This window comes from Brevundimonas sp. NPDC007368 (assembly GCF_042869015.1).
In the GTDB taxonomy this organism is placed as follows: Bacteria; Pseudomonadota; Alphaproteobacteria; order Caulobacterales; family Caulobacteraceae; genus Brevundimonas.
Genome location: NZ_JBIAFA010000002.1, coordinates 1 through 25,886, shown reverse-complemented (window position 1 = coordinate 25,886; position 25,886 = coordinate 1). Strand labels below are relative to the sequence as shown.

Genomic DNA, 25,886 nt, shown 5'->3' with positions numbered 1-25,886 from the left:
GACATGGCTAAAGCCTGGGTCCCCGCCTCCGCGGGGATGAGCGGAGTTAACTGTTGCCCTTTCCTTTCCAGATCAACGCCACCGAAGGCCGCGCCCGCACCGGCGCGCTGAAGACCCCGCGCGGAGACATCCGCACCCCCGCCTTCATGCCGGTCGGCACCGCCGCCACGGTCAAGGCGCTGACGGTGGATCAGGTCAAGCAGACCGGCGCGGACATCCTGCTGGGCAACACCTATCACCTGATGCTGCGCCCCGGCCCCGAGCGGATGGAGCGCTTGGGCGGGCTTCACAACTTCATGCGCTGGGACAAGCCGATCCTGACGGACTCCGGCGGCTTCCAGGTCATGAGCCTGTCGGGCATTTCCAAGCTGACCGAGGAGGCCGTGACCTTCTCCAGCCACATCGACGGCTCGAAACACGTCCTGACGCCGGAACGCTCGATCCAGATTCAGGCCGACCGCCTCGGCTCCGACATCGTCATGCAACTGGACGAATGCGTCGCCTGGCCCGCCGAGGAAAAGCGCGCCCGTCAGGGCATGGAGTTGTCGGCCCGCTGGGCCCAGCGCTCCAAGAACGCCTTCGGCACGCGCGATACGCAGGCCCTGTTCGGCATCCAGCAGGGCTCGACCTATGAGAACCTGCGCCGCGAATCCTCGGAACGCCTCCAGGAGATCGGCTTCGACGGCTACGCCATCGGAGGCCTGGCCGTCGGCGAGGGGCATGAGGCCATGTGCGAGGTGCTGGACTTCGCGCCTGAGTTCCTGCCCAAGGACCGCCCCCGCTATCTGATGGGCGTCGGCAAGCCGATCGATCTGGTCGAGGCCGTCTGGCGCGGCGTTGACATGTTCGACTGCGTCCTGCCCACCCGCGCCGGTCGCCACGGCCAGGCCTGGACCTGGGACGGGCCGATCAACATCAAGAACGCCCGCTTTGCCGAGGATCAGGACCCGCTGGACAGGGGCGTGCCCTGCCCCGCGTCCAACGACTATTCAAAGGCTTATCTGCATCACCTGATCCGCGCCGATGAGATCCTCGGCAAGATCCTGCTCAGCTGGCACAACATCGCCTTCTTCCAGGCCCTGACGGCGGCCATGCGCGACGCCATCAGCGAAGGTCGGTTCGAGCAGTTCCGGCGCGACTTCCGCGCCCGGCACCTGAAAGCCTAGCGCGCGCCGCGGGTCTGACGGGGCACGAACCCCGCCGGCGCCGCCGGCGGGGCGCAGTTGCGCTGCATCCCGACCCCCTTGAGGAAGGACCGACGGCGCAGCCCGGCCTGAATGGCCGACTGTACGTGCTTGCTGTGGGCGTCCGCGCCGCTCAGACGCCGCACCCAGCTGCGCGCGGGAATGAAGTCGGTCACGGCCCCGCGCACGGCATCCAGCGTGGCCCCGGCGGCGGCGTCCGCCGCCCGCTCGCTGAGATAGGAGCCGTCCTGCGACGGCGGCGCATCCGTATCCGGCCCCAGGGCGTCGTCCAGCCGCGCGATCTCGGCGGCGATGGTGCGGCAGTGGTTCAGGTTGCGCAGGTCGTAGGGGTTGCTCTCCGCCTGCAGCAGAACAGTTGGAATCTCCTGCCGACGCAGGTTCAGATCATCCAGCGGCGCCGTGACGGCGTTGCCCAACCCCGCGCCGACCTGTTCAGCGCCGCCGCGCGCCGAGGCTCCGGCGTTGCAGCCGGCCAAGGCCAGCGAAAGGGAGACGGCGGCGACGGCATGGGAAATCTGGCGCATCCCGCCTTAGACCACGCCCCACCCCCATGGTGAAGCCTCTCCCACGGTGAAGGCTATTGCGGCCGACGGCCGAAGCGCTCGTGGTTGGCTTGACGCGTCTTGCGGCCCTGCCCGTTGTGCGACTCGGTGCGGATCGGGCGAACGCTGTGATTTCGGCCCTGCTGCTGGCCCGACATCCCCATGGCCTCGCCCTCGTCGGCATAGTCCGCAACCTCTCCGGCCGCCGGCCCCGCCAGGGTCGAATCAACGACGTCATGCGCGGCGTAGGATCGCGGCTCGGGATGAACCGACCGATCCTGCTCGCGTGCCTGATCGTTGGGCGTGATCGGGTCGTTCACGGCGTTCTGGGACGTGGCTTTGGACGAGGTGGTGTTCTGATGCGGCATGGCCGATCTCCCGTGGCTTCCTGAACAGAACCAGGGGCGCCGAGCGGTCGTTCCGCAGTCGAACGCAGCACTTCAGAAAAAAGGGGAGATGGTACGCCCCCTCGGGCTCGAACCGAGGACCCTCTGATTAAAAGTCAGACGGAATACCGGTTTCATTGGGTTTCAGGCGGCTGCATCACCTTCAATCAACTTATTGATTAATAACAATATATTGTTTCAATCGGTCTCAGGCGAGTTCAGACTGTTTCAGCTTTTTGGACCCCATATGGACCCCAAAATGCCTTGGGGTCCAAGATCAAATCTGCGACACTGGCGCCATGCCCAAGGTCCGATTGACAGACAAATTCGTCGCGTCGGTTTCCGCGCCTCCCGGAACGCGCCTTGATATCCATGATGAAAACCCGCTGGGCGCGGGCTTGATGCTTCGGGTGAGCGTAACGGGACGCAAGGCGTGGACACTTCGCTACCTGACAGAAGACGGCGACAAACGTCGCTTCAGCCTTGGTCTGTACCCCGACGTCTCTCTCGCCGACGCCCGCAGGCGCTGCGCTCAAGCCCGTCTGCAGGCGACAGACGGCGTCGATCCCGCTGGCGCAAAGCGTCGCAAGAGGGTTGAACGAAGATCACAGACCATCAAGACATTCCGTGATCTCAGCGTCGCCTACTTCGAAGCGACGGACCGGGGGGAATGGAAGCCTCGAGGAAAGCGCAAGCGGCCATCCACGATCAAGGCCGAGAAGTGGCTATGGACCAAGCATATCGAGCCTGCGCTTGGCTCCTTGAGGCTAGAGGATGTTACGCCCGCCGAGATTAAGCAGGTTCTTCGAAAACTAACGGCCAAGGGACAGGACACGAGCGCCAACCGCGTTCGCGCCCAGATCCGCCAGATGTTCAACTACGCGGTCGTTGAAGCCGAAGCGGTTGCGGCCAACCCGGTCGCCAGAGTTCCGGCCATGGGCGTCGAGATGCCTCGCGAACGGGTACTGCGCGATCAAGAGATCAAGCTGGTCTGGCGCGCGCTCGACGCTCCGGCGTCCCTGACCCGTGAGGGCGGCGTGCGCAGAGACAACCAGCGTATCTACGTAAGTCGGCCCGTAACGATCGCCATCCAGTTGCTGCTCATCACCTTGCAGCGCAGGCATGAGGTCGCCGGGATGACCCGGGAAGAAGTGGATCTCGATCAGGCCGTCTGGACCATTCCCGGGAGTCGGACGAAGAACGGGCGAACCACTCTTGTGCCGCTGCCTCCCGGCGCCGTCACGCTCATTCGCGAGGCCGTCGCCCTGGCCGACATCGCCAGCGAGAAGCCCTCGACGTTCATCTTTCCCGCGCGCTGGGATCAGACGAAATCCCTGACCCCAGCCGCCCTGAGCCGCGCCTTGCGAGACGTAAGCGCCTCTCTGTCTTTGCCGCCCGTGACTCCGCACGATCTTCGAAGGACGGCGGCGACAAATATGGCCAGCGAAAGACTCAGTATTTCTCCCTTCGTAATCGGCCGGATCCTCAACCATACGAGTGAAAAAGGCGGAGCCGCCGCAGTCACCCTCACTACCTATGCCCTCTATGATTTCATGTCGGAGAAGCGCACGGCGCTCCTGGCCTGGGATCGCCTTTTGTCGAATATGCTCGCTGACGCCGAGTCACGCTGACGACTGCTGACCGCCACCCACGCCATTCGCTGGTGAAGTCGGGACGGCCGTCGCCCTCTCGACAGAACTGCACCGCACTCGAATACTGCCGTTTGTGCAGAAAGGGAAAGCTGGGGGATGACGCAGGAGGCCAATGAGACGGCGGATGACGCCTTCGCCCAACGAGTCGCGGCGACCCAAACCCTCGCCTATGCGCCCTTCGTCCAGTCCGCCGCCGCCCTGGAACTCCTTGTCCGGGACCTGGTTTTCAAGGGCCTTCTCGGCGCCTCCGCGCTTGCCGCCCTCGCCCTGTTCGTCTTTTCCTTCTACGCGATCCCGCCGGGCGGCGTCGCCCAGCAGGTGGCCGCCAATCTCGCCATCGGCGCTACCGCCGTGCTCCTCACTCCCATAGTGATGGTCTGGTCTCGCCGGTCCGGCGTCCTAGCGACCTCTGTAATTGCCCTTCTCTGCGCGGTCGCTGTGGCGACAGCCTTCTTCTCGAACGGCCTGCTGCAGATGTACGCCGTCGGGCTGGTAGTCGTGTTCGCCATTCTCCTAGGTTTCGATATCCTCGGCCGCCAGATGCTGGCGGCGGCCGCCCGGGCCAGGACGAAGGCCGTCGAAAACGGCGACGCGAGCGAGGTAGCGATCGACGAGGCTGAGATAGCCTTATCGCCCTTCTTCTCGGCGCCCGGCGGCGGAGGCCTGCATGAGACCTCTCCCCCTGAGACACGACCGAGCGATCCCCCGCCCATTCCGGAGATGCGCATCAGCACCGTTCGCATCCCCCTAGAAACCCGCATCATCCAGTTCGAGGAACCGGTCCTTGGTCAGCCAGGGATAGAGGCGCTCGCACCGCGGATCTGCAGCGCCTTCGCCCGCTGGAGTCTGATCGAGAAACAACTCGACCAGATCCACGCCCTGATCACCGGGGGCGACATGGACGCCCGCGGAGAATTTGATCGGCTCAAGGGCTGGGATCGACGCACCAAGGCCATTGTCGCCGCCAGCGACGGGCGATTGAGCGATGACGACCGCCTCCTGCTCAAGGCGGTGCTGGCGCTCGCCGAGGCCCCAGCGACGAAACGGCATGAACTGGCGCACGGCGTTTGGGCCCAGGCCCAGGGCGCCGAGGATCGACTGGTCCTCATGTCACCTGAGACCCAGAACCTCCTTGGCCAGCTCATGGCCGCCGCGGCAGAGGCCGGCACCACGCGCCTGCCCGTCGATCACAGTCGGATATTCGAAGGCAGCCGGCTGATTTCGGCCGGGGACCTCGATCTCCTGCTCCGCGAGTTGGCTGACGCCCACCGTCGGCTGGATGCCCTCTACTAGGGACACCTCGCGCCCGCTTGCGCCGACGCAACCGGCGATGGCTTCGCCGACTACCGCCGGCACCTTGCGGAGGACCCCGAGGTGTCGGCCCGCGTCACGAACATGAAGGTCTCCCTACGACAGGCCGAGCGCGCGGCCCGAAAAGCCGCCGGGACGAAGGATGTCGAGCGTTCGCTGCTCTGAATTCACAGCGCGCATACGGCAGACAGGGGGCGTTAGCGCATTCTAGGAGCAGGGGGCGACCGGCATCAGGCGCCGAAGCTAGGATACGATAGTGGATAGCCCATGCCACGCTGGGACAGCCGCCTCATAACCTTGAGGTTGCAACGCAGGGAAAACGGAGCTTCTTGTCCACCGCTCAAGATTTTCAATGATTCGCGTTCTTCAAGGGGGATTTCATGGCGGACCTCGTTCTCAGATCGTCCAACCTCAGCAATATCGTCGCCGGCTCCCTCACCGCCCGCTGGAACGCCTCCGGCACGCGAATCCTGCGCTATTACATTGACCTCCGCCATTCGAAGATGAACCTCCACCGCGAACTCAGCGCGCCGGAGAAGTTCATCCTTCAGAGCAAGGTCGACGCCCTGCTGGCCGCATGGGACGAGAAGTGGGAACAGCACCAGGTTCGGGCACTGCTGCAATCCGGCAAGGAATCGGCAGACGAGATGACGGCCGACGCCATGGAGCGGCTCGATAACCTCGGCCGCATCCTGGCCCATACCCTCTCGGTCAATGACGCCATCGACTGGGAGGGGCTGAAAGACCGCAGCACCTATCCCATGCCCTTGCGCTTCTCTCGCGCCAAACCCGCCTTCAAACCCGCCCCGGCGCCGGCGTTCGCCGAGCCCATCATCTCCTTCTGGAGCCGCCTGACGGGCAAGATGGCCCGCATCCAGGAACAGGCCGCCGGCAAGCATCGCGAGGCCATCGCAGTATGGGAGGCCCAGGAGGCGCTCGGGCGTTCGCGGCATGCAGACGAGGTATCGAAGTGGCAGAAGGAGCACGACGACTTCTGGGCAGAGCATGAGGCCGCCAACAACGCCTTCCTCGCTGAACAGGCCGAGACCAACGCCAAGGTCGACGCCTTGCGCATGTCGGTGGCGGCCGGTGACCCCGAAGCGGTCGTCGAACACGCCAGCCTCGTTCTGGAGGCCTCCGACTATGATGGTCTTTTCGAGAAGTCCTACGAGGTCCAGTATCAGCCGGAGGGTCGCCTCCTGCTCGTCAGCTATGACCTGCCCTCTCCGGACGTCCTGCCTGCCGTAAAGAGCGTGAAGTTCGTGAAGGCGTCTGGCGAACTCAAGGAGACCCTGATCCCCGAGCGTGACCGCAAGGCCAATTTCGAAAGCGCCGCCTATCAGATTTGCCTGCGCACCCTGCACGAGCTTTTCGAGGCGGACGTCGACCACAACATCGACCGCGTCCTCTTCAACGGCCACGTCGAATACGTGGACCCCAGGACCGGACAGGAGGCGCGCGCCTGCCTGCTGTCGGTGCTGGTGGATCGCGCGAGTCTCGAGGCGATCGATCTCGCCCGCGTTGATCCCAAGGCCTGCTTCAAGAGCCTCAAGGGCGTCTCCGCCGCGAGCCTGGCCTCGCTGACCGCCGTCCCGCCCGTGATGGAGATGAACCGCGAGGACCGTCGATTCATCGAAGGCCGGGATGTCGCCCATACCCTCGACGAAGGGACCAATCTCGCAAGCATGTCCTGGGAGGACTTCGAGCATCTGGTCCGCGAACTTTTCGAGCAGGAATTCCGCTCGCGCGGCGGCGAGGTCAAGGTGACGCGCTCGAGCAGCGACGGCGGCGTCGACGCCGTCGCCTTCGACCCCGATCCCATCAGCGGCGGCAAGATCGTCATCCAGGCCAAGCGCTATACGCGCACCGTCGGCGTCGGCGCGGTTCGAGACCTCTACGGCACGGTCATGAACGAGGGCGCCTCCAAGGGCATTCTGGTCACCACGGCGGACTATGGCCCCGACGCCTATCAGTTCGCCAACGGCAAGCCCCTGACCCTGCTCAACGGCGCCAACCTCCTCCACCTTCTGGACAAGCATGGCCGCCGCGCCCGGATCGATATCCGCGAGGCGCGGCAAGCCCTGGCCTGATCCTTCCCTGTTGCCGGAGGATCGCGTGTTCTTCACCCAGGAACAGGTCGAGGACCTAGCCGCCGGTCTGGAACAGATGCGCCGGGACTACGCCGGCTTCCGTCTGCGCCTGGTTCGCGCGCCGCTCAGAACCGCTGCGGCCCGTGAACAGGCCGACCACGGCCTCGGGCGACGCCTGTCCATGCTGGCCCACTGCATCGAGCAGACCTACGCTCTTCTCCCGCCGGCGTTGGAGCACATCCCGACGCGGGACGCGACCCAATCGGCGACCGCGCACATCCAGGCCTTCGTCATGAACGCCTTCGGATGCTGCGAGAACATGGCCTGGATCTGGCTCCACGAACGCCAGCCCGAGGCTCGGGGCGGCCGCGCCTGGCCCCGAACACGTGTCGGCCTGCTGCCGGGTCAGGATGAGTTTCGCTCCACTTTTCCCGCACGCTTCCAGGCCTATCTGGCGTCCCGGGATCCGTGGTTCGTCCACCTGAAGGACTTCCGGGACGCGCTGGCCCATCAGATCCCCCTGTACATTCCGCCCTGGTCGGTCGATCCCGAGGACGCCGACGCCTACAACGCCCTCAAAGCGCGCGCCGAAGCCGCCCGGCTAGGCGGCGCGGATGAGGAAGCCATGCGACTGGACGACGAAGCCATGGCTATGGCGCGGTTCGTACCGGTCATGCAGCATCGGCTCGACCGGGGGCCGCCCGTGATCTTCCATCCGCAGATGCTCGCCGACTTCAGCACCATCATCGAGATGGGGTCTCTATTGCTCGATCAACTGGACGACTGACGGTCTGACGTCTTCGGCGCCGCAGCGCCATCCTCATCCAAAGCCGCCTGGAAACGCGCCAGCACGGGGTCCAGACTCGCCATGACGTCGGCGTGCAGGCTTGCCGCCTGGTCCGGCCGCTCGGCCACCAGATCCATGACATGTTCGAGGGCCATGCGCATGAATGAGGCGCAAACGATGGCTCGGGTTTCAGGGACGGTCAAAGCTCGGGCGGGGCCCATCATCCCCTCGATGACCAGATCTACCCGCGCATCAAGTTCGGCGCGTCCCTCAGGCGAGCGGATATCAGGACGCCAGGCATGTCTGGCCAGCGTGCCTTCAAGTCCCCATTCCAGACCCACGAGCCCGTCGCTCTCCACCCGGTCGGCCAGGGCGCGAAGCATGGCCGCCGCCTCTCCCCGACGGGCGACGCCGGCCCTTCCATAGGTCAAACCGCTCACAGCGGCGCTCACCATGGCCTCGGCGACATCCCGGCCGGTGTCGGCCCTCGATTGCCCGAGCAGCTCTGAATCCAGGTCCCGCAGGCGGAAGAAGGCGTTGATCACGCTATCGAAGACCTGAGCCTTGTATTTTACGCGCTCCGTCACCCCGTTCATCACTGTCCCTTCGTGCGTTGCCCCTGTTCAAGCCCCTGGTCGCCGCGACCAGGATGATGGGGAGCCCCCCTGTTTCCCCATGGTCCTGAGAACAGCGACGCCTGTCTGCGGAAGGTCCCTACGAAGGCGTAGGGCGCGTCCCAGGTTTCCACCCTGCGCGCCACGACCAGGCATCGATCGCGTCCGCTGAGCATAAGCGCCTCCGCCGCCAGATCAGCGGCCACATCTTCAGCCAAGCTCTCCTGGCGGCGAGTGAAAACAAGGAACATGACCAGATGCCGGGCCGGTTCAGGCGGAGCCCAGACCAGGGCGCACTCTCCCTCCTTGTCTGGCTTCCGCCGAGCTACCTCGCGCCGAATCTTTTCAAGCCGGCGAGATAGCTCCTCCATCTCGGCGAGGCTGCCGGCATCCAGCAGGTCGATCGCCTTCGTCGTCCATCCCTTTGGGTGCCGCTCCTGCAAGCCCCTCACGACCGAATCTAGGACTGGCGAGGGAGCCAGGGTCGGAGGCGATGAAGGTGTGTCAGCGTCGCGATTAATATAATAGCGGTCTACAGCTGCGGACATGCCTGTCAGGACGATTCCACCGGTCGCAGGAAGACCGCTAAGATTGAACCGGGACGCCAGATAGAAGCCGAGCAGATCCAGCTCATCGGCCACCAGTCTGATCTGTCGTTGTAACCGCCCGCGGGCATGGAAATAGTGGAGCACGTGGATCGGCTGCAGAAGATCCACCACGCAACGCATGTCCGCGATGGACAGGGTCGCGGGAAGTTCGACCTCGGCCGGGCAAAGCCCTGCGAGCTTCAATTCCAGCTCCGCCGAGCTGACGGCGGAGAAGTCGTCCAGCGTGACCGAGATACGAACGACGCGCTGGATAGCCTCCACGTCCAGCCCCAATTCTTCCGCGACGGCGCGGGCCGCAGCGTCGCCCTCCCTCGCCCTGCCCAGCACCATCTCCAGTCTGGCCGACTGCAAAGCGGCGTCGACGATGAGGTCGTCGACATGTCGCTTCAGCCGGCCCTCCGCCCCCCTCAAGCCCTGGGGCGTGAGGGCGGCGGATTTCGCCTCGACGATGACCAGTGTCCGGTCGATGACCGCCAGACAGTCTGTTTCATAAGCGGCTTCCTCCCAGCGCCACTTTGCGCCGGCAAGGACCCGGGCCTGCGGGAAGGCCCGCCTTACCTGCCGCTCGACCTCTTTCTCGAGATAGGTGGTGCGTCGCCGTGAGAGGGCCTCGTCAAGCCCCGCTTCCGAGCAAACCCTGGCCATGATGGCGTGAATGAAGCTGAATGCGATCTGCGGCGCCGCGAAGAAGAAGCCCCCGTTCCCTAGCTTCACGCCGGGCGCAGTCCAGACAGGATTGTCCATGAAGAAGCGTTCAGGGGAGGCGCCGACAAGCGCTCCCGGCGCCTCGCACAACCGCTCCAGTACCGCTCCGGCGATCTCAAACTGGACGCCGGCTGCTGCGGCGATCTCGTCTATCGAGACCAGGCCTGAGTGCATCCGCGACTGGTCTGCGTGCACCAGCAGCCACTCGCGAACCGTCCGGATCGGGGTCCCGCGCGGGATAGCTGACAGGTAGGCTTCGGGATCATCCTCGGAGGCGTATTGCTCGAAATAGCCGCACACCAGCCGGCGGACGTCCCTGGCTGCGAAGACCGACTTGAGTATGACGAACTGCTCCGCCTTTCGTTCTTCCAATACCCTGACCAGCGCCTCCATGACCTCGATCATCTGGCTCGCCGACACCCCGACAGCATCGGCCATGCGAGCATCCAGCGGCGAATAGAGGGACCGGACCATGGTCAGGACATCGCCGAAATAGCCCCAGTTGCGGATGACCTGCGTATGGGTGCGGATACGTTCCTGAAGAGACAGAAGCGCACCGGCTTGAGGCGTCTTGGCCGCCAGGACGGCCCGGGCGCGTTTCTCATGGAAGGCGGCGCCGACCTCCTTGAGAAGATCGATCACCTTCTGGATTTGCAAAGGTGTGGCGACGGCGGTTCCCCAGGCTTCCGGCGGAAGGCTGAGGATCAACGCCTGGAGTATTTCGACATGGTGCTGGGACAGGTCCGGGATAAGAGACTTCTCGGCCACACCGTCAGGGCCGACCGCATGGCTCAAACCCCAGTGCGCCAGGGTCGCCAGGACCTGGAGCGGACGCACTTCGCCGAGGATGCCCTTCAAGGACCTCACCCCCTCGGCAAAGGCTTCCGTACGGAGGTCGGCGCGATCCAGACGTTCGGCCATCATGGCCTGCAGGTTATCTGCGGACAGAAGCGAATAGCCGAACGTCGACGGCGCGGACCGAGCGCTTCTCCTCCACCTGCCGATCACCGCAACACCCGCCTGTCTCCTCCGAGGCGGCGACGCTGCCGCGATTCGTCTCGGGATGAGCCCCCTTCACACAGCCGACGTTGAGGCGCAGCATCGCGAAGGGATGATCGACCAGCAGCCTATCATGCCGGAGCCGCGGGCGGCGTCTCGCCGATCAGACCCGAAAGAAAGTCGGCGAAGGGGCCGATGTTCTGATCGACGCTCGCCTGCTCCAGCGCGGCCATATAGGCCTGCCGCTGTTGCACCGGGATGACTGTCCACGGATAGCCGCCCGAAGCGAACATGAGGTTCATCAGGAACCGCCCCATCCGGCCGTTTCCGTCGAGGTAGGGGTGGATATAGACGAAGACGAAATGGCCCAGCACCACGCGCACGCTGGGTTCGACCTCTTCATGGAGCAGTTCGAACAGCGTCCCCATGGCGTCTCTCACCGCATCGGGGTTGAGCGGCGTGTGACGCGACCCGCGAATATAGACTGGCCCGTTGCGATAGCCGGCAAGCGCGCCGGCAGGAATAAGACCCGCCGTGACGCTCGGCCCGAAGAGCTGACGATACCAGCCTCTATGGTCCTGATCGGCGATGCGCCCAGCGTTCTGGCCCTCCAGCACCCGCGCGACGCTCGCCTTCACCGCCTGGAAGGCGTCATGGTAGCCTCTTGCGGCCAGAGCGTCGCGTTGCCGGCGATCTTCGTCATTGGCCTCAGGGTTCCAGTCTCCGCGCCGAACCCGATCGATCAGGGCCGCATCGACCCGATAGCCCTCGATCGAAAGCGAATGATAGGCGTCGGTGACGTAGAGGTCCTCCACCGCCTGGAGATAGTCCTCGGAGACGACGGGTTGTTCAGCGGGCGCCGGAAATCGTCCGGAAATATCCTCCCGCAAGGTTTGCCACATCAGCCGAATTCGTTGGGAAGCCGGCGACTCGTCGCGGCGGTAGACGAACCCCGGCAGTCGTCCTGCAAAGGGGTCTGTCTCCCTGACGTCATAGCCAGCGGCGCGCATGGTTTCGAGAATATCGTCGGCTTCCCTGTCACGGCCGATATTTCGGCACGCGCCCGCCAGCCGGCCCGCGATGACGGAATGACCCCCGTTCAACAACCGCTCGAGCACGGCGGAGAAATCGCGCTGCCCCGCCAGAACGGCTCGCATCTCCATGGGAAAGGTTGCGTATACGCCGGGTCCGGACGCAATGAGCGCCGCTTCCACTTTGTAGACTCGCAGACTTCTGAGAACCGCCTGATCCTGGTCCTGGGCCCCTGGCAGGCGGAGATCGTACAGGCTGGAACCGTGGATGAGTTGCGTCACCTGACCACGGCCACGCGGAGATCGCACCAGGAGTTGGTCAGGCACTCGCCACTGCTCTGCGTGCAGCAGGAGGGATTGCTCCGGAGAAAGCGACCAGGCGTCGCCAAAGCGGTCTTCAAGATAGGCGCTGACGAAATCCCAGTAGGAGGCATACCAGGCGGTGGTTTCTCCAACCGCCTCGTCCGGGCGAGCCGGAATGTACCAGCCGTTGATGACCGGACGGATGAAACCCTGCCTGGTGAGGCGTTCGCGCTGAACCCGCGTGAGATCCTGCGTGCGAATGATAGCCCGCCCTTGCTCCTGAAGCGCGTGGAGCGCCTCCAGAGCGTCAGCTAGCTTTTCCTGCGGCGTGGCCAAAAGGTCTGCTTCCTGCGTTCAAAACTTGCGGTTCGAAAATAGCGCCCTCCAATGCGCTATTTTTCGCTATTTATGATGTATCAAATTTCGCTTTTTATGTCGTTTTAAATTACGCTTTTTTTGCTGCGCTAAATTTCGCTTTTAATGTTGCGTCTGATTTCGCTTTTTAAGTCGCAGCTATTTCCCGCAGCGCTTTTAGCCAAGCGCCAAACTCGCTGCGTCATTTCCGAAAGCAGCGCAGGCTCCGAAACACTGCACTCATCCGTCGCGTTCTAAAAACCGAAGTCGATCTGGTCGGGATGGACGAAAACGCGACGCCGGACGCCGCGCGGAGCCAGAGTGGCGCGCGGACGCGACGCCTCCTGGGCCTCCGCCTCCTGCGGCAAGCAGGCTGAGGGTTCAGGCGGACGCATGCGCCGGGTGGATTCCGCAGGGCGAGGGCGGGAGGGCGGCGCGAAGACCCGGCCTCCCCGTGTCTTTCGCCAGGCGGCCAATTCGCTTTCCCACCAGCCGACCCTCCCGGGAGAAAGAACGACGGATCGTGGGAACTCACCCGTCCGCCGCATCCGCCAGGCCGTGGTTCGGCTCACACCGGTCAGGGCCTGGACCTGGGCCCAGGGCAGGATCCGGTCCCCCGGTCCCCCGCCGGTGGAGCTTTCGTCGACATCCTCAGACACGACGGCGCGCCTGGGCGGCCGCCGGCGCCCGGCTCCGGATTTCGGAAATCTGGGTCAGGGCCCAGGCCCGCAACAGGCCGCGCGGGTAATAGGGCTTCGACCTCACGTGGCGACAGGGCGGACCGTCGCCGCCCACCGACCAGATCCTGGCCAGGGTGGCCGGCTTCAGCCTTACGCCCATCTGGGCGAGAAAGGCGGAGGCCTCCTTTCGCGTCAGGAGCACATCGTCCCCGTCCGTCGACACGGACCCGCCAGTCAGGTCGCCGATCATGGCCCGACCTCCGTCCGCCTACAGTCACGGGCCGAACGGACCACCCGTCCTGCCGCCAAGGCAAGATAGCATTCCACAACCAATTCAACATATTGCTCGGTTTCCCTGATGCGAGGGATACGCCCCGTACGCGCCACGCGCGCCGGGCCCGCGTTGAAGACGGGAGCGTGGTCCACGGTGCCGTCGGCCCGCCATTCCTCACGGATGAGGATGTTGCGCTTGTCGAGATAGAGGGTGCGAAACTGTTCCCTCGGCGCATGGGCCAGGGCGGCGCGAAGATAGGCGGTCAGGGCGGTCCAGGACGACAGAACCGGCCGTCGGCAGGCCTCCGCCCGGACCATGGGCACGGCCAGCGCCTGGACGCGGCCCAGCTCGGCGACCGTAGCTTGCGAAAGTCCCTGGCGGCGCAGGGCCGCCTCATCGGCCGCGGCGACCCCGGCCAATCCCCCAAAGGTCTCGACCAAGCCTGCGGCGGCGGCCCGCCCGGCGGACGAGGACAGGGTTCGTCCAAGCAGGGCGGCCAGCAGGTCGATATCGTCGTCGGTCGTCGGGGTCGGCGACAGGGACGGGCGGAGAACGGAAGCAGATGGCGACACGGCGGCCTCCTGGGCAGCGCGCTCCCGATCGGAGCGCCCCGATCCGCCCTTCCTTTCCCCTCCGGCCAAGCTTGCTCACGGAGCCTAAACCCGACGGCCCCTAGGCTGCCGTCCATGAGACTGAAACCCTACCGCCGCACCGGTCCTCGTCGGCACGGCCGCCGCACCCTCGTCCCGACGACGCTCCTCGGCTCCCTGGTCGTCCTGGCCGCCCTGAACTGGCCCGCGACGGACGCGACCGGGCCGGCCCCGCAGCCGGCCTCCGCTCTCCAGTCTGCGGCGCCAGACACGACCTTCCTCTGCGACGTGGCCTATGTAAACGACGGCGACACCCTGCGCTGCAAGGACGGCGTGAAGGTCAGGCTACACGCCGTCGCCGCCCGGGAGGCGGACGAGACCTGTTCGCCTGGACATCCCTGCCCGACCGCCAGCGGCGCATCGGCGACCGCCACGCTGAACCGGCTCACGGCGGGAAAGACGCTGACCTGCGAGCCGACAGGTCGAAGCTACAAACGCGTCACGGCCATCTGTCGGACGGCGGAGGGGGAAGAGATCAACTGCGCCATGATCCGCAGCGGGACCACCCTCATCTGGGACAAGTTCGACAGGCAACGGCCGCTCTGCTCCTGATGAAGAGGCGGCCCGGCCGCCCCCTTTCACAATCTAGAGGCGGCGCTCTCTACGCCCGTTTCACACCTGCCCTGACAAATATGATCGACGTCGCTGTCTAACACCTCCCGCATCCAGCCCGCGGTTTCATCGGCCGTGAGCCGCTGGAGTAAGGCCGCCAGCTGTTCACGCTGGCTTTCCACATCGGTCAGCTTCTCCTCAATGATTCGCCTGAAGCCGCCTGCGTCGCCGTCCTTCATGATCCTGGCGATATCCGCCAGAGGGACGCCGAGGCGTCGCATCCTCACCACCTGCAGAGCCTTGCCCACCGAAGCCGACGAATAGAAGCGCTCCTGGCGCTCTCCGCGATGCGGCCTCAGGAGGTCCAACTCCTCATAATATCTCAGAGCGCGCGCCGTCGTGCCGGCGAGGTTTGCAAGCTCCGTGATCGTAAGCCCTTGAAGGTCTCTCCTGCGCGAGGGGCGACGCGTCCCGGCCATGATATCTTCCTGATGTAAGACCGGCCGGCATGCGGCGCGGACGAATTGATAATCACCGGCTCCATCCGTCGTCGCCCGTCACAGAGCGACGCCGCCGACAAGGGGGCTTAAGGCCTAGCTCCAGTCACCCGCCGCAACGATCGTGAGCGGAAGCCTACGAAATCGTTTCACAGGGCCACCATCGCGATATCCTTGCCCAGACAGGGGTTGATCCGCTCGAGGAGGCCGACCGTCGCGCCGCTCTGAAACCGGGACACCGCATCGCTGGCGCCGCTTGAGGTCCGGACGGCCTTAGCCGCCAGATCCGCATTCCTATTCCCCCGCGCGCAAGGCCTGGGCCGTGCGCTCATAGGGTTTGAGCCCCGACCAGGTGAGCCACAGGCCCAGCAGAGAGACCGGCCCCCCGACCAAGGCCAGAGCATAGGGCAAGGCGGCGTCGCTCTTGAACACATGGTCGGTCACCAGGGCGACCGACATGGGGCCGAAACCGATGCCCACCAGGCCGCCGATCAGGAGATAGAGGGCCACGGCCTTGCCGCGCATGCGATTGGGCGTGATTTCCTGAACCGCGGTCGGCGCCGCCGCCTGGGCCATGCCGAATCCGGTGACGACCAGCGTCAGCAAGAGGAAGCTCAACCAGGGCGTTCCCACCAGGGACCAGGCGCAGACCGTCGGCAGCACCAGCAGCCAGGCCAGCATGGCGACCCGCAGGCGGGCCGCAGGCACGCCTCTCGCCGCCCAGCGGTCGCTGATGTAGCCGCTCGCCAGGGTGCCCGCGAGACCACCGACCGCCACCAGGACGCCGATGATCAGACCCGAGGTCTTGGTCGGGATGTCGAAGCGACGATCGAAAAAGGTGGGGGCCCAGGCCAGGTTGCCGTAACCGACGATAGCGACCACGCCCGGATAGGTCAGCACGCGGCTGTAGGCGGACCTGAAGCGCCCCAGATGACGAAGGAACTCCATCCAGGTGCCTTCCGCCTTGCTCTTGCCCGTCGCCTGATCGCGCCGAACCGGCTCGCGGATAGTCAGGACGATCAAGGCCAGGATCACCCCCGGAGCGCCGGCGATGAGGAAGGTCATCCGCCATTGCTCCATCTGTCCCACGAACGGCAGGGCTAGGCCGGCTTCCGGCACCAGATGTGCTATCAGGGCGCCGAGGATCAGGGACGCGCCCGAGCCGATGGCCAGGGCGAGATAATAGACGCTAAAGGCGCGGCCCCGCCGATGAGGCGCGACATAGTCGGCGATGATGGAATAGGCGGCGGGGGCCAGCACGGCTTCGCCGATGCCGACGCCCATTCGGGCCAGGACCAGGTGGTTATAGTTCTGCGCAAAGCCCGAGAGGACCGTCATGACGCTCCAGACGACCATGCCCACGATGATCAGGTTGCGCCGCACGGTACGGTCGATCAGCCATCCGAACGGAAGGCCCGCGACGGTATAGAAGAGGGCGAAGGCATAGCCCTGTAGGAAGCTGAACTGGGTATCGGAGATGCCGAACTCGGCGCGAATGGGCTTGACCAGGAGGGCTGGCAGCTGCCGGTCCAACTGCGACAGCAGGGTGGCGACGAACAGGACCCCAATCACATACCAGGCGTATTTGAGCGGCGGATACGGCGGCTCGACGCCGGACCTCTCGCCTGGCTTGTGTGTGGTCCCGACCATCAATCTCTCCCTCGTCTCTTGTCCGGTCGATCCCGGCCGATGGCGCCTTCTCCTGCAGCAGGCGGCGCGTTTCTTTCCTGGCCGCCAGCGTCCGCAGCAGCGGACAGAATACCTGCGTCGTCACAGGGGCTGTCAAGAAATGTTTTGATATCGAAATATTGTTCGCATAGCAGAATGTATACAAGCACTACCAGGCGAAGTGCGCCCGTCCCGGAACCACGGACAGCGCTGATCCCTAGCGGACCATGAGCATGCCGCCGTCGACGGCGATCACCTGGCCGTTGATGAAGCGGGCGCCGTCTGAGGCCAGGAAGGCGAGCACGGGCACGAAGTCGCGGGCGACGTCGCCCAGCCGCCCTCCGAGCGGGATGGTCTGCGCCTTGGCGGCGTCGTGGGCCGCCAGTTGGTCCTCGTCCATCGCGGCGCGGGTCTGGTCATACATCGGGGTCCAGATGGCCGGGGCCAAGGCGTTGGCGCTGACGCCCTCCCGCCCCCACTCCACGGCGATGGTTCGCGTCCACGCCAGCACGGCGCCCTTGGCCGCCGCATAGGCCGCCTTGCCGGGATGCCCCTTCACGCCGGCGGCGGACGCGAAGTTGAGGATCGTCCCGCCTTTCGCTCTCAGATGCGGGTAGGCGGCGCGATTGGTCAGGAAGGCGCCGGTCGCATTGACCGCCATGACATGGTTCCAGAGATCCAGCTTGGTCTCGGCGGCCGCGGCGAAGGGCGCGACGCCGGCGGCATGGATGAGGACGTCCAGCCCGCCCAGAACCCCGACGGCGGCCTCCACGGCTGCAATTACGGAAGCTTCCGAGGCCACGTCGACCTGAAAGAAGGCCGCAGCCCCGGCTTCATCGACGATCCGCGCGCCTTCAGCCGACTGGACATCCAGCGACGCCACTCGCGCGCCCATGGCGGGAAAGGCTCGAACCATGGCGGCTCCCATGCCGCTGGCGCCGCCGGTGATGATGATGCGGCGACCGTCCAGCGATGCCGACATGGCCATGCTCCCCGGCAAGACCAGCCCTGGAAAAGGGTCGGCCGAAGCAGAAAAGGCGGGGCGCGGTCGCACTGAACCGCGCCCCGAGGATAGAGGGCTGGAACCCCCAGACTTACGCGCGGCTCAGAAGGCGTAGGACACCGACATTCCGTAGGTGCGCGGGCTGCCGACGACGATGCTGTTGAAGTTCGAGGCCGCAAACGAGCCCGACCTTGCGGCGAAATACTCGTCCGTCAGGTTCTTGCCGTAGAGGGCCAATGTGATCGGCCGCGCGTCGAAGGTCCACGACACCTGGGCGTTGAGCAGGCCGTAGGCGTCCTGGCGGATAGACTTCCGCTGGAACTCCGACAGGTCCACCGGTCCGGCCGCAGTGATCGTCACCGTATTCAGGAAGTAGACATCCGAACGCCAATTGTAGTCGAGATGCAGGTCAAGACGTCCGGCGTTGAACTGGACGGGATAGTCGGCGCTGACCGACCAGGTCGTCTTGGCCACCGTCGGCACCTCGCTGCCCTTGTAGGGGCCATCGGTGAACTTGGGCTCGATCAGGCCGAGCGACCCGTGCAGGCGCAGGTCGCCCAGCAAGGCCGTGGCTTCAAACTCCGCGCCGTAGATTTCCGCAGTACCCGAGTTGAGCACGGCGATGACGACCGGCGACGTCTGCAAGATAGCATTCTGCTGGATGTCGTCGAAGGTGGAGAAGAAGCTGCTGGCGGAAAACCGCAGCCGGTTCTCGAACAGGGCCAGCTTCGCGCCGATCTCGTAGCTGCCGACGCTCTCCTCGTTGAAGGGCGTGAAAAAGGCCGCCGTCGTGCCGCTGGCCTGCTGGAAGCCGCCAGTGCGGAAGCCCTTGGAGTATTTGGCGTACAGCAGACCGTCGCCGGGAAGCCGGTAGTCCAGGCCGACGGTGAAGGGCACGGTCTCGAAGCTGATGTCGTCCGGCGTGTAGAGGCAGCTCCCCGGCGCTTCATTCAGACCCATGGCCGTGAAGGGACAGGGTCCCGGCGTGATCGCCGAAGCCGGCGGTTCCGCGTTGGTCGGAAAGCCCGTCACCACATAGCGCGCAGGCGTATAGGTCATGCCGCGGGTGTCCTTGACGGCGCGGACGCCGGCCGTGAAGCGCAGGCTCGGGAGGATCTCGTAGCTTGCCTGGGCGAACACGCTGACCGACTTGTTGTCAGGCCGGATCGTATTGTCCTGGATGGCGGCGGGGATACGCGTCAGGGGCGTATTGCGCACCTGCTCATGGAAATAATAGGCGCCCACCGTCCAGTTCAGACGATCGGAAAGGCTCGCGCCCGAGAGCTGCAGCTCCTGCGAGACCTGTTCGCCGTCAAGAACGAACTCGCGGGTGTCCGCCGTCGGCAGGGGCGTGCCGTCCAGGTCGGTCGCGCCTTCGAAGTAGACGTTGCGATAGGCGGAGATCGACTTCAACACGCCAAACGGCAGTTCGGCCGTGATGGTCCCGTTGAAGTCATAGACCCTAGAGTCGTTGACTGGATTGATGCCGGCCTGGCTGATCCGTGACCCAGGCTCGGCAACATAGGGGGCGTACATGGCCGGGCTCAAACCGGCCTGATAGGAGTTCAGCACCCACAGAGGCTGATGGTTCGAGCCCCAGTAGTGGTCGAAGCTCAGATCCACCCGCAGCTCGGGGGCGATGTCGGCCCGAACCGAGGCGCGAACGAAGTCGTCGTTCTGGTCGGCGACGTCGCTGCCCAGCGTCGGATTGCGGCCGTAGCCCGAATGCTCGACATGACCGTAGACCAGGCGCGCCGCCAGCTTGTCTTCGACCAGCGGCAGGTTGACGATGGCCGTGGCGCTCAGGGCGTCGTAGTTGCCGTAGCCGACCTTCAGCGAGCCCCCGAACTCATAGTTCGGCTTGTTCGTCGTGATGTTCAGCGCGCCGCCGATCGTATTGCGTCCGAACAGGGTCCCTTGGGGACCACGCAGAACCTCGGCCGAGGCGACGTCCACCAGGGCGAAATTACTGCCTTCGGGACGGGCGTAATACAGACCGTCGACATAGGTGCCGACCGCTTGGTCGACGTTGGGAAGCACGCCGCCCGGCGCGACGCCGCGGATCGCCAGGATCAGGTCGTTGTTGCCATACGGGGTCGCGGTAAAGGTCACGGACGGCGCATTCTCGGTCAGAGCCCGCACGTCGGTGATCTGGCGGCGTTCCAGCTCCTTGACCCCGAAGGCGGTCACGGCGACCGGCACGTCCTGCAGGCGCTGCTCGCGCCGCTGGGCGGTCACGATCACATCCTCAAGACCCGTCGGTCCGCTCGCAGGCGCCTCAGACTCGGGCGCCGCACCCGTCGTCTGGGCCAGGGCGGCGGAGGGCAGAACCAGCACGGATGCGCTAGCGCAAAGCAGGGCTTTCCAATGAACAGCGGTCAACGACACTCTCCCTAATGTCCGGCGCGACGGCAGAGACCCGCCATGCCCGCGACCTTTGCCGCGAGGTCGCCCCGCCGACACGGCCGCTTGTCGTCTCCCACTCGGTTATGGACTTCGCCGAGTCAACAAATTTTCTCACACTGAAATATCATTCTAACTCTAGTCCAATCCCTCAAGGTCTATTCTGAGACGTACGACGCCGGCCGGACCGGAACCGCCGCGGAAAGCCTGGCGCGCCGCCCTCGACTGCGTCCCCCGGGCTCCGGAGCGCATCGGGGCGCGCCCCTCTCCGGCCACCGTGAGGACCGACGAGGTCGAGACGGTTCTTGAGTTGCCCAAAATTCTCTGGTCAGAACTACATTCTCGGATGTATGGATTTGGGGCTTCCCAGGGAAGCGGGCCAACATCCCGGAATCATCAGTGAATCTCCTCGATCAGTTCGGCGCGCCAGCGCTCCCCCCCGGCCTTGAGCCCCTGAGAGACCAGGTCCGCGCCTTCCTGGCGCAGCGGCTAGCCGACTATCCTGCTCAAGAACGCGCCCTCTCCTGGATGGGCTTCGACCCCGAATTCAGCCGGGCCCTGGCCAGGCAGGGCTGGGTCGGCCTCACTCTGCCCAAACAATACGGCGGACACGACGCGACGTCGTTCGAGCGATTTGTCGTCAGCGAGGAGCTGCTGGCCGCTGGGGCGCCGGTCTCGGCGCACTGGATCGCGGATCGACAAAGCGCGCCCCTGATCCTGCGTCATGGCGTCGAGAGCCAGAAGCAGCGCTATCTTCCGGCCATCGCCGCCGGGGAGATGTACTTCTGTATCGGTATGAGCGAACCCGATTCCGGTTCCGACCTTGCTTCCGTCCGGACCCGCGCCGACCGTCAGTCGGACGGCCGCTGGCGGCTGAACGGCCGCAAGGTCTGGACCACGAACGCCGACCGGTGCCACGCCATGATCGCCCTGGTTCGCACGGATCCGGCCAGCGAACGACACGCCGGCCTGTCCCAGGTGATCGTCGACCTAGACCTGCCCGGCGTGACCATCCGTCCCATCCGCGACATTTCCGGCCATGAACATTTCAACGAAGTCACTTTTGACGACGTGATCCTGGAGGCTGACGCCCTGGTGGGAACCGCAGGCGAAGGCTGGGCGCAGGCGACCTCGGAGCTGGCCTTCGAACGCAGCGGCCCCGAACGGTTCCTGAGCGCCCTGACGCTGTTCCGGTGCCTTACGGAGGCGGTCGGCCGCTCCCCCGACGCCCGCCAGGCGGTGGAGATCGGCCGCCTGGGGGCCTGGCTGGTCGCCTTGCGCGCCATGTCCATCTCCGTCACCGGACAATTAGCCGGCGGACAGGATCCGGTCTGGGCGGCGTCCTGCGTCAAGGACCTAGGCACAGGATACGAGCAGGACACCGTCGAGACCGCGATCCGCCTGATTGATTCTCTGCCCGAGGCCGATCAGGCGCGAACCACGCGTCGGGTCCTGGCCGTCACCCAGGGCATGGCGCCCTCGTTTTCTTTGCGGGGTGGCACCCGCGAAATCCTGCGCGGCATTCTTGCGCGCGGTCTGGGAGTCCGCTGATGCGCGCCATGTTCCAGGAGAGCGTCGAGCGCCTGTTTGCGGACGCGGTCGACGCCGAGACGCTGCGCCTCGCCGAGACCGGCGCCTGGTCCGACAGCCTGTGGGCTCAGGTGGAGGCGCTCGGCCTGCCCCTGGCCGCCGTTTCCGAGGACCTGGGAGGAATCGGCGCAAGCTGGACCGACCTCTTTCCCGTCATCCGGGCCTGCGGCGCCAGCGCCGTCCCCGCCCCCCTGCCGGAAACCCTCGTCGCCAACGCCCTTCTGTCCGCCTGCGGCATCGCCCCGCCCGAGAGCGGCGTGACTGTCTTCGCGGCGGGCGACGCCGTCTCGGTCCTGCCCGACCTGCCATGGGGCCGTCAGGCGCGCTGGCTGGTCCTGCATGACACGGCGCGCGGACGCCTGGGCCTGCACGACATGACGGGCGCCGCCGTGGAGCAAGACGTGAACGTCGCCGGCGAGCCGCGCGACACCGTCGTCCTCGCGTCCGGCTCCCTGGTCTCGGACGCGGCCTTCGACGGCCCGCCTGACACAGCGCGCCTGAGCGGCGCCCTGATCCGCTCGGGCCAGATAGCCGGCGCACTCGGACGGCTGACCGAGATGAGCGCCCAATACGCCAACGAACGTGTCCAGTTCGGCCGCCCGATCGGCAAGTTCCAGGCGGTCCAGCAGCAACTCGCCCAGCTTGCGACGCAGGCGGCCGCAGCCGGCGCCGTCGCTGAAGCCGCCTTCATGCAGGCCCGGCGGACGCCGCATTTCGCGACCACGGCCTCGGCCAAGGCCGTCGCCGGCGAAGCTGCGGGCAAGGGCGCGGCCATCGCCCATGCCGTTCACGGCGCCTTGGGCTTCACCCACGAACACAGCCTGCACTTCCTGACACGACGCCTCTGGGCCTGGCGGACCGAATACGGATCCGACGCGCGATGGTCCGAACGGCTCGGCCGCATCATCGCCGACGCTGGCGAGGACGGCCTTTGGCCCTTCATCACCGAAACCCTCAAGGAGCGCCCTCAGCCATGAGCGACTTTCTTCTGAAGTCTCGCGACGGCCCGGTGGCCGTCTGGACCCTGAACCGACCGGAACAGCGCAACGCCTTCAGCCGCCCCGAAGACATGTACGCCTTCGAGGACGCCTGCGAGGAGGTCCGCGCCGATCCCTCCATCCGCGTCGTGGTACTGACCGGAGCAGGCTCTGCCTTCTGCGCAGGCGGCGACGTCAAGGCCATGCGGGACCGTACCGGCATCTTCGAAGGCTCGCCCTACCAGCTGCGCAATCGCTATCGCGACGGCATCCAAAGGATACCCACGGCCCTCTATGAGCTGGAAACGCCGATCGTGGCCGCCGTCAACGGGCCGGCGATCGGCGCCGGCCTGGATCTGGCCTGCATGTGCGACATCCGGATCGCTTCAGAAACCGCCACCTTCGCGGAAAGCTTCGTCAAGCTCGGCATCGTCCCTGGCGATGGCGGCGCCTGGCTGCTTCCGCGCATCGTGGGCATGCCGCGCGCCAGCCACATGGCCCTGACGGGCGACTCCCTGGACGCCAAGACTGCGCTGGACTGGACCCTGGTCACCCAGTTGACGGCGCCGGACGCGCTGATGGAGACCGCCATGGCCCTGGCGCACCGTATCGCCGGCAATCCCGGCCATGCCCTGCGCCTCACCAAGAGGCTGCTTCGCGAGGGGCAGCATATGCGGCTCGGCGCCCTGTTGGAATTGTCCGCCGCCTACCAGGCGCTGGCGCACCACACCTCCGATCATGCAGAAGCCGTGGCGGCCATGCTTGAAAAGCGTCCCGCGCGCTTCACTGACAGCTAGACGGAGTTCACCATGCGCAAGGTCTTCCGCGAGGATCATGAGATGTTCCGCGATCAGGTCCGACGCTTCGTCGAGACCGAAATCGCGCCTCATCACGCCCAATGGGAAAGGGACGGGATCGTGCCCAAGTCCCTCTGGCTCCGGGCCGGAGAGGAAGGTCTTCTCTGCGTGACGGCGCCGGAGGCCTTCGGCGGCTCCGGCGGCGACTTCGGCCACAGCGCCGTGCTGATCGAGGAGCTGGCGCGGGTCAATGCGACCGCTGTGGGCTTCACCACCCATTCCGACATCGCCGTTCCCTATCTGGTGAACTACGGCTCCGACGACCAGAAGGCGCGCTGGCTGCCAAGGCTGATCAGCGGCGAGCTCATCGCCGTCATCGCCATGTCCGAACCCCAGATCGGCAGCGATCTGCGCGGCATGCGGACCAAGGCGCGCCGCGAGGGCGACCACTACATCCTGTCCGGCCAGAAGACCTTCATCACCAATGGCGTCAACAGCGGGCTCGCCATTGTCGCCGCCAAGGTGGAGGGGCAGGCCAATCCCAAGGACATCACCCTCTTCTGCGTCGAGGAGGGAACGCCGGGCTTCACCAAGGGCGCCAAGTTCGAGAAGATCGGCCTGCGCGGCCAGGACACTTCGGAACTCTTCTTCTCCGACGTGCGGGTGCCCGTGGAGAACCGCCTCGGCGAGGAGGGTCGGGGCTTCGCCTGTCTGATGACGGAGCTGGCGAAGGAACGTCTGGTCATCGCCATCCGGGCCGCCGCCTCGCTGGAGGCCATGCTGGACAAGACGATCGCTTATACCCGTGAGCGCATCGTGTTCGGCAAGCCCCTGCTGGAGTTCCAGAACACCCGCTTCAAACTGGCCGATGTGAAGGCGCGCACGACCATGCTGCGGGTCTTCGTCGATGACTGCCTGCAGAAGCTCCTGGACGGGGAGCTGACCCCCGAGACCGCCGCCATGGCCAAGCTTACCGGCGCGGAACTTCATGGTCAGCTGCTGGACGAACTGCTGCAGCTGCACGGCGGCTACGGCTACATGAGCGAATACGACGTCGGCCGCGCCTGGGTCGACGCCCGGGTCGCGCGGATCTACGCCGGCACATCCGAGATCATGAAGGAAATCATCGCCCGCACCCTTTGAGGGCGGTCGTCGGAGCAAAATCATGGACCTTGGCCTCCAGGGCAAACGCGCCTTTGTCAGCGCCTCCTCCGCCGGCCTGGGCAAGGCCTGCGCCCTGTCTCTGGCGCGCGAGGGCGCCGAGGTCTGGCTCAACGGGCGCGATGAAGAGCGGCTGGCCCGCGCGGCGGACGAGATCCAGAACGCCGTCGGTCGCCGCCCGTATACGGTGGTCGGAGACATCGACGCCGCCGAAGGCCGCGCGGAGGCGCTTTCGGCCTGCCCCGCCCCGGACATCCTGGTCTGCAACAGCGGGGGGCCCAAGCCTGGCCATATGGACCAGTGGGACGAAGCCGCCTGGACCGAGGCCGTGTCGGCCAAGATGGTCTCCCCCATCCTGCTGATCCAGAGCCTGATCGGCGGTATGCGCGCCCGGAGATCAGGCCGAATCGTCGTCATCACCTCCGCCATGGTGAAGTCACCGCAGCTGCCCATGGCCCTGTCGGCAGGTCCGCGCGCCGGTCTGACCGCCTTCTGCAAGGCCCTGGCCCGGGAGGTCGCCGGCGACGGCGTCACGGTGAACTGCCTTCTCCCGGAGAAGATCGACACGGATCGCCTTGAGCGGATGACGCGGTCCCTGGCCCGCCTGAAAGGCGTCGACGAGAGCGCCGCCCGTGCGGAGATGGCGCGCTCGCTCCCGGCGGGACGTTTCGGCCGGCCTGAAGAAGTCGGAGACGCCTGCGCCTTCCTCTGTTCGTCCCGGGCCGGCTACATCACCGGCCAGAACCTCCAGCTCGACGGCGGGGCCTACGCCGGCCTCGTCTAGACGAACGGCCTCGCTCAAAGCCCCTCGCCTTGGGACCTCGCCAGAGGCCGCCGCATGAACCTTCATCGTCAAAGACCGCCAGGCGAGCGCCTGCACGCCAATGCGGTGCGGCTGCTGGGCCGCGCCGGACGCTGGCTCGATGAGGCCCGGTCATGAAGAACGCCCGCCGGAGTGTTCCGGCGGGCGTTTCAGTGGGCGCTCCGGGGAGAGAGCGCGCCTAGCGACGGCCCGAGACCGTCGATTCCGCCGAAGCGTTCTCGAAC

General features: G+C 65.7%; 23 protein-coding genes. 11 read left to right on the top strand and 12 right to left on the bottom strand.

Going from position 1 to position 25,886, the window contains the following annotated elements:
- Positions 1–50: 50 nt before the first annotated feature.
- Entirely contained in the window at positions 51–1,166 is a 1,116-nt protein-coding gene (tgt, locus tag ACFYLW_RS03755) for a tRNA guanosine(34) transglycosylase Tgt (protein ID WP_312062386.1), read from the top strand.
- Here tgt and ACFYLW_RS03750 read toward each other — a convergent pair.
- Together ACFYLW_RS03750 and ACFYLW_RS03745 are read right to left on the bottom strand one after the other, a co-directional pair.
- On the bottom strand, positions 1,163–1,729 hold the full coding sequence (locus ACFYLW_RS03750; protein ID WP_312062324.1) for a hypothetical protein: 567 nt from the start codon (positions 1,727–1,729) through the stop codon (positions 1,163–1,165). The genes tgt and ACFYLW_RS03750 overlap by 4 nt on opposite strands.
- 53 nt (positions 1,730–1,782) lie before the next feature.
- Complete coding sequence (locus ACFYLW_RS03745; RefSeq protein WP_312062322.1) at positions 1,783–2,115, bottom strand: hypothetical protein; 333 nt, start codon at positions 2,113–2,115, stop codon at positions 1,783–1,785.
- 317 nt (positions 2,116–2,432) lie between these two features.
- Between ACFYLW_RS03745 and ACFYLW_RS03740 the strand changes: the two genes are divergently transcribed.
- The 4 genes from ACFYLW_RS03740 (at position 2,433) to ACFYLW_RS03725 (ending at position 7,973) form a co-directional block, all read left to right on the top strand.
- The gene (locus ACFYLW_RS03740; protein WP_390182892.1) at positions 2,433–3,764 is read left to right on the top strand and encodes a tyrosine-type recombinase/integrase; all 1,332 of its coding nucleotides are present in this window, start codon (positions 2,433–2,435) and stop codon (positions 3,762–3,764) included.
- Positions 3,765–3,881: 117 nt separating this feature from the next.
- Complete coding sequence (locus tag ACFYLW_RS03735; protein ID WP_390182891.1) at positions 3,882–5,078, top strand: hypothetical protein; 1,197 nt, start codon at positions 3,882–3,884, stop codon at positions 5,076–5,078.
- Between the two features lie 398 nt (positions 5,079–5,476).
- Positions 5,477–7,186: a restriction endonuclease gene (locus tag ACFYLW_RS03730; RefSeq protein ID WP_390182890.1), complete on the top strand. Its 1,710-nt coding sequence runs from the start codon at positions 5,477–5,479 to the stop codon at positions 7,184–7,186.
- Positions 7,187–7,211: 25 nt separating this feature from the next.
- Entirely contained in the window at positions 7,212–7,973 is a 762-nt protein-coding gene (locus ACFYLW_RS03725) for a hypothetical protein (RefSeq protein ID WP_390182889.1), read from the top strand.
- Here the strand turns inward: ACFYLW_RS03725 and ACFYLW_RS03720 are convergent.
- From ACFYLW_RS03720 to ACFYLW_RS03695, 6 genes are all read right to left on the bottom strand, one after another.
- A complete protein-coding gene (locus ACFYLW_RS03720) occupies positions 7,958–8,572 on the bottom strand; it encodes a hypothetical protein (protein WP_390182888.1) in 615 nt (204 codons plus the stop codon). The two genes, ACFYLW_RS03725 and ACFYLW_RS03720, sit on opposite strands and share 16 nt — an antisense overlap.
- Positions 8,569–10,821 carry a hypothetical protein gene (locus ACFYLW_RS03715; RefSeq protein WP_390182886.1) on the bottom strand — a complete coding sequence of 751 codons (2,253 nt, stop codon included), beginning with the start codon at positions 10,819–10,821 and terminating at the stop codon, positions 8,569–8,571. The genes ACFYLW_RS03720 and ACFYLW_RS03715 overlap by 4 nt, the downstream gene beginning before the upstream one ends.
- A gap of 209 nt (positions 10,822–11,030) precedes the next feature.
- The gene (locus ACFYLW_RS03710; RefSeq protein ID WP_390182885.1) at positions 11,031–12,569 is read right to left on the bottom strand and encodes a Fic family protein; all 1,539 of its coding nucleotides are present in this window, start codon (positions 12,567–12,569) and stop codon (positions 11,031–11,033) included.
- A gap of 272 nt (positions 12,570–12,841) precedes the next feature.
- Positions 12,842–13,246 carry a helix-turn-helix transcriptional regulator gene (locus ACFYLW_RS03705; protein WP_390182884.1) on the bottom strand — a complete coding sequence of 135 codons (405 nt, stop codon included), beginning with the start codon at positions 13,244–13,246 and terminating at the stop codon, positions 12,842–12,844.
- Positions 13,239–13,517, bottom strand: coding sequence for a hypothetical protein (locus tag ACFYLW_RS03700; RefSeq protein ID WP_390182883.1), 279 nt, complete (start codon positions 13,515–13,517; stop codon positions 13,239–13,241). Before ACFYLW_RS03700 ends, ACFYLW_RS03705 begins: the two co-directional genes overlap by 8 nt.
- Positions 13,514–14,113: a JAB domain-containing protein gene (locus ACFYLW_RS03695; protein ID WP_390182882.1), complete on the bottom strand. Its 600-nt coding sequence runs from the start codon at positions 14,111–14,113 to the stop codon at positions 13,514–13,516. Before ACFYLW_RS03695 ends, ACFYLW_RS03700 begins: the two co-directional genes overlap by 4 nt.
- Before the next feature lie 114 nt (positions 14,114–14,227).
- Between ACFYLW_RS03695 and ACFYLW_RS03690 the strand changes: the two genes are divergently transcribed.
- The gene (locus ACFYLW_RS03690) at positions 14,228–14,743 is read left to right on the top strand and encodes a thermonuclease family protein (RefSeq protein ID WP_390182881.1); all 516 of its coding nucleotides are present in this window, start codon (positions 14,228–14,230) and stop codon (positions 14,741–14,743) included.
- A gap of 26 nt (positions 14,744–14,769) precedes the next feature.
- On the opposite strand, the gene ACFYLW_RS03685 is transcribed toward ACFYLW_RS03690, so the two are convergent.
- From ACFYLW_RS03685 to ACFYLW_RS03670, 4 genes are all read right to left on the bottom strand, one after another.
- A complete protein-coding gene (locus ACFYLW_RS03685; RefSeq protein WP_312165501.1) occupies positions 14,770–15,222 on the bottom strand; it encodes a MerR family transcriptional regulator in 453 nt (150 codons plus the stop codon).
- 312 nt (positions 15,223–15,534) lie between these two features.
- Positions 15,535–16,890 carry a spinster family MFS transporter gene (locus ACFYLW_RS03680; RefSeq protein WP_390182880.1) on the bottom strand — a complete coding sequence of 452 codons (1,356 nt, stop codon included), beginning with the start codon at positions 16,888–16,890 and terminating at the stop codon, positions 15,535–15,537.
- 235 nt (positions 16,891–17,125) lie between these two features.
- A complete protein-coding gene (locus ACFYLW_RS03675; protein WP_312165497.1) occupies positions 17,126–17,890 on the bottom strand; it encodes an SDR family oxidoreductase in 765 nt (254 codons plus the stop codon).
- 123 nt (positions 17,891–18,013) lie between these two features.
- A complete protein-coding gene (locus tag ACFYLW_RS03670; protein ID WP_390182879.1) occupies positions 18,014–20,248 on the bottom strand; it encodes a TonB-dependent receptor in 2,235 nt (744 codons plus the stop codon).
- Positions 20,249–20,713: 465 nt separating this feature from the next.
- On the opposite strand from ACFYLW_RS03670, the gene ACFYLW_RS03665 reads away from it, so the two are divergent.
- From ACFYLW_RS03665 to ACFYLW_RS03645, 5 genes are read left to right on the top strand one after another with little or no spacing between them, the layout of a single operon-like run.
- A complete protein-coding gene (locus tag ACFYLW_RS03665) occupies positions 20,714–21,865 on the top strand; it encodes an acyl-CoA dehydrogenase family protein (RefSeq protein ID WP_312165492.1) in 1,152 nt (383 codons plus the stop codon).
- Positions 21,865–22,881, top strand: a complete 1,017-nt coding sequence (locus tag ACFYLW_RS03660) for an acyl-CoA dehydrogenase family protein (RefSeq protein WP_312165489.1) — start codon at positions 21,865–21,867, stop codon at positions 22,879–22,881. The genes ACFYLW_RS03665 and ACFYLW_RS03660 overlap by 1 nt, the downstream gene beginning before the upstream one ends.
- Positions 22,878–23,678 carry a crotonase/enoyl-CoA hydratase family protein gene (locus tag ACFYLW_RS03655; protein WP_312165486.1) on the top strand — a complete coding sequence of 267 codons (801 nt, stop codon included), beginning with the start codon at positions 22,878–22,880 and terminating at the stop codon, positions 23,676–23,678. Before ACFYLW_RS03660 ends, ACFYLW_RS03655 begins: the two co-directional genes overlap by 4 nt.
- A 12-nt stretch (positions 23,679–23,690) precedes the next feature.
- Positions 23,691–24,821: an acyl-CoA dehydrogenase family protein gene (locus ACFYLW_RS03650; RefSeq protein ID WP_390182878.1), complete on the top strand. Its 1,131-nt coding sequence runs from the start codon at positions 23,691–23,693 to the stop codon at positions 24,819–24,821.
- Positions 24,822–24,843: 22 nt separating this feature from the next.
- Complete coding sequence (locus tag ACFYLW_RS03645) at positions 24,844–25,623, top strand: SDR family oxidoreductase (RefSeq protein ID WP_390182877.1); 780 nt, start codon at positions 24,844–24,846, stop codon at positions 25,621–25,623.
- Positions 25,624–25,886 lie beyond the last annotated feature (263 nt).

Bases quoted from the DNA above. Each gene is read 5' to 3' on its own strand.
- ACFYLW_RS03750 (WP_312062324.1), bottom strand. From the start codon at position 1,729: ATGCGCCAGATTTCCCATGCCGTCGCCGCCGTCTCCCTTTCGCTGGCC.
- ACFYLW_RS03745 (WP_312062322.1), bottom strand. From the start codon at position 2,115: ATGCCGCATCAGAACACCACCTCGTCCAAAGCCACGTCCCAGAACGCC.
- ACFYLW_RS03740 (WP_390182892.1), top strand. From the start codon at position 2,433: ATGCCCAAGGTCCGATTGACAGACAAATTCGTCGCGTCGGTTTCCGCG.
- ACFYLW_RS03735 (WP_390182891.1), top strand. From the start codon at position 3,882: ATGACGCAGGAGGCCAATGAGACGGCGGATGACGCCTTCGCCCAACGA.
- ACFYLW_RS03730 (WP_390182890.1), top strand. From the start codon at position 5,477: ATGGCGGACCTCGTTCTCAGATCGTCCAACCTCAGCAATATCGTCGCC.
- ACFYLW_RS03715 (WP_390182886.1), bottom strand. From the start codon at position 10,821: ATGGCCGAACGTCTGGATCGCGCCGACCTCCGTACGGAAGCCTTTGCC.
- ACFYLW_RS03700 (WP_390182883.1), bottom strand. From the start codon at position 13,517: ATGATCGGCGACCTGACTGGCGGGTCCGTGTCGACGGACGGGGACGAT.
- ACFYLW_RS03690 (WP_390182881.1), top strand. From the start codon at position 14,228: ATGAGACTGAAACCCTACCGCCGCACCGGTCCTCGTCGGCACGGCCGC.
- ACFYLW_RS03685 (WP_312165501.1), bottom strand. From the start codon at position 15,222: ATGGCCGGGACGCGTCGCCCCTCGCGCAGGAGAGACCTTCAAGGGCTT.
- ACFYLW_RS03680 (WP_390182880.1), bottom strand. From the start codon at position 16,890: ATGGTCGGGACCACACACAAGCCAGGCGAGAGGTCCGGCGTCGAGCCG.
- ACFYLW_RS03675 (WP_312165497.1), bottom strand. From the start codon at position 17,890: ATGTCGGCATCGCTGGACGGTCGCCGCATCATCATCACCGGCGGCGCC.
- ACFYLW_RS03660 (WP_312165489.1), top strand. From the start codon at position 21,865: ATGCGCGCCATGTTCCAGGAGAGCGTCGAGCGCCTGTTTGCGGACGCG.
- ACFYLW_RS03655 (WP_312165486.1), top strand. From the start codon at position 22,878: ATGAGCGACTTTCTTCTGAAGTCTCGCGACGGCCCGGTGGCCGTCTGG.
- ACFYLW_RS03650 (WP_390182878.1), top strand. From the start codon at position 23,691: ATGCGCAAGGTCTTCCGCGAGGATCATGAGATGTTCCGCGATCAGGTC.
- ACFYLW_RS03645 (WP_390182877.1), top strand. From the start codon at position 24,844: ATGGACCTTGGCCTCCAGGGCAAACGCGCCTTTGTCAGCGCCTCCTCC.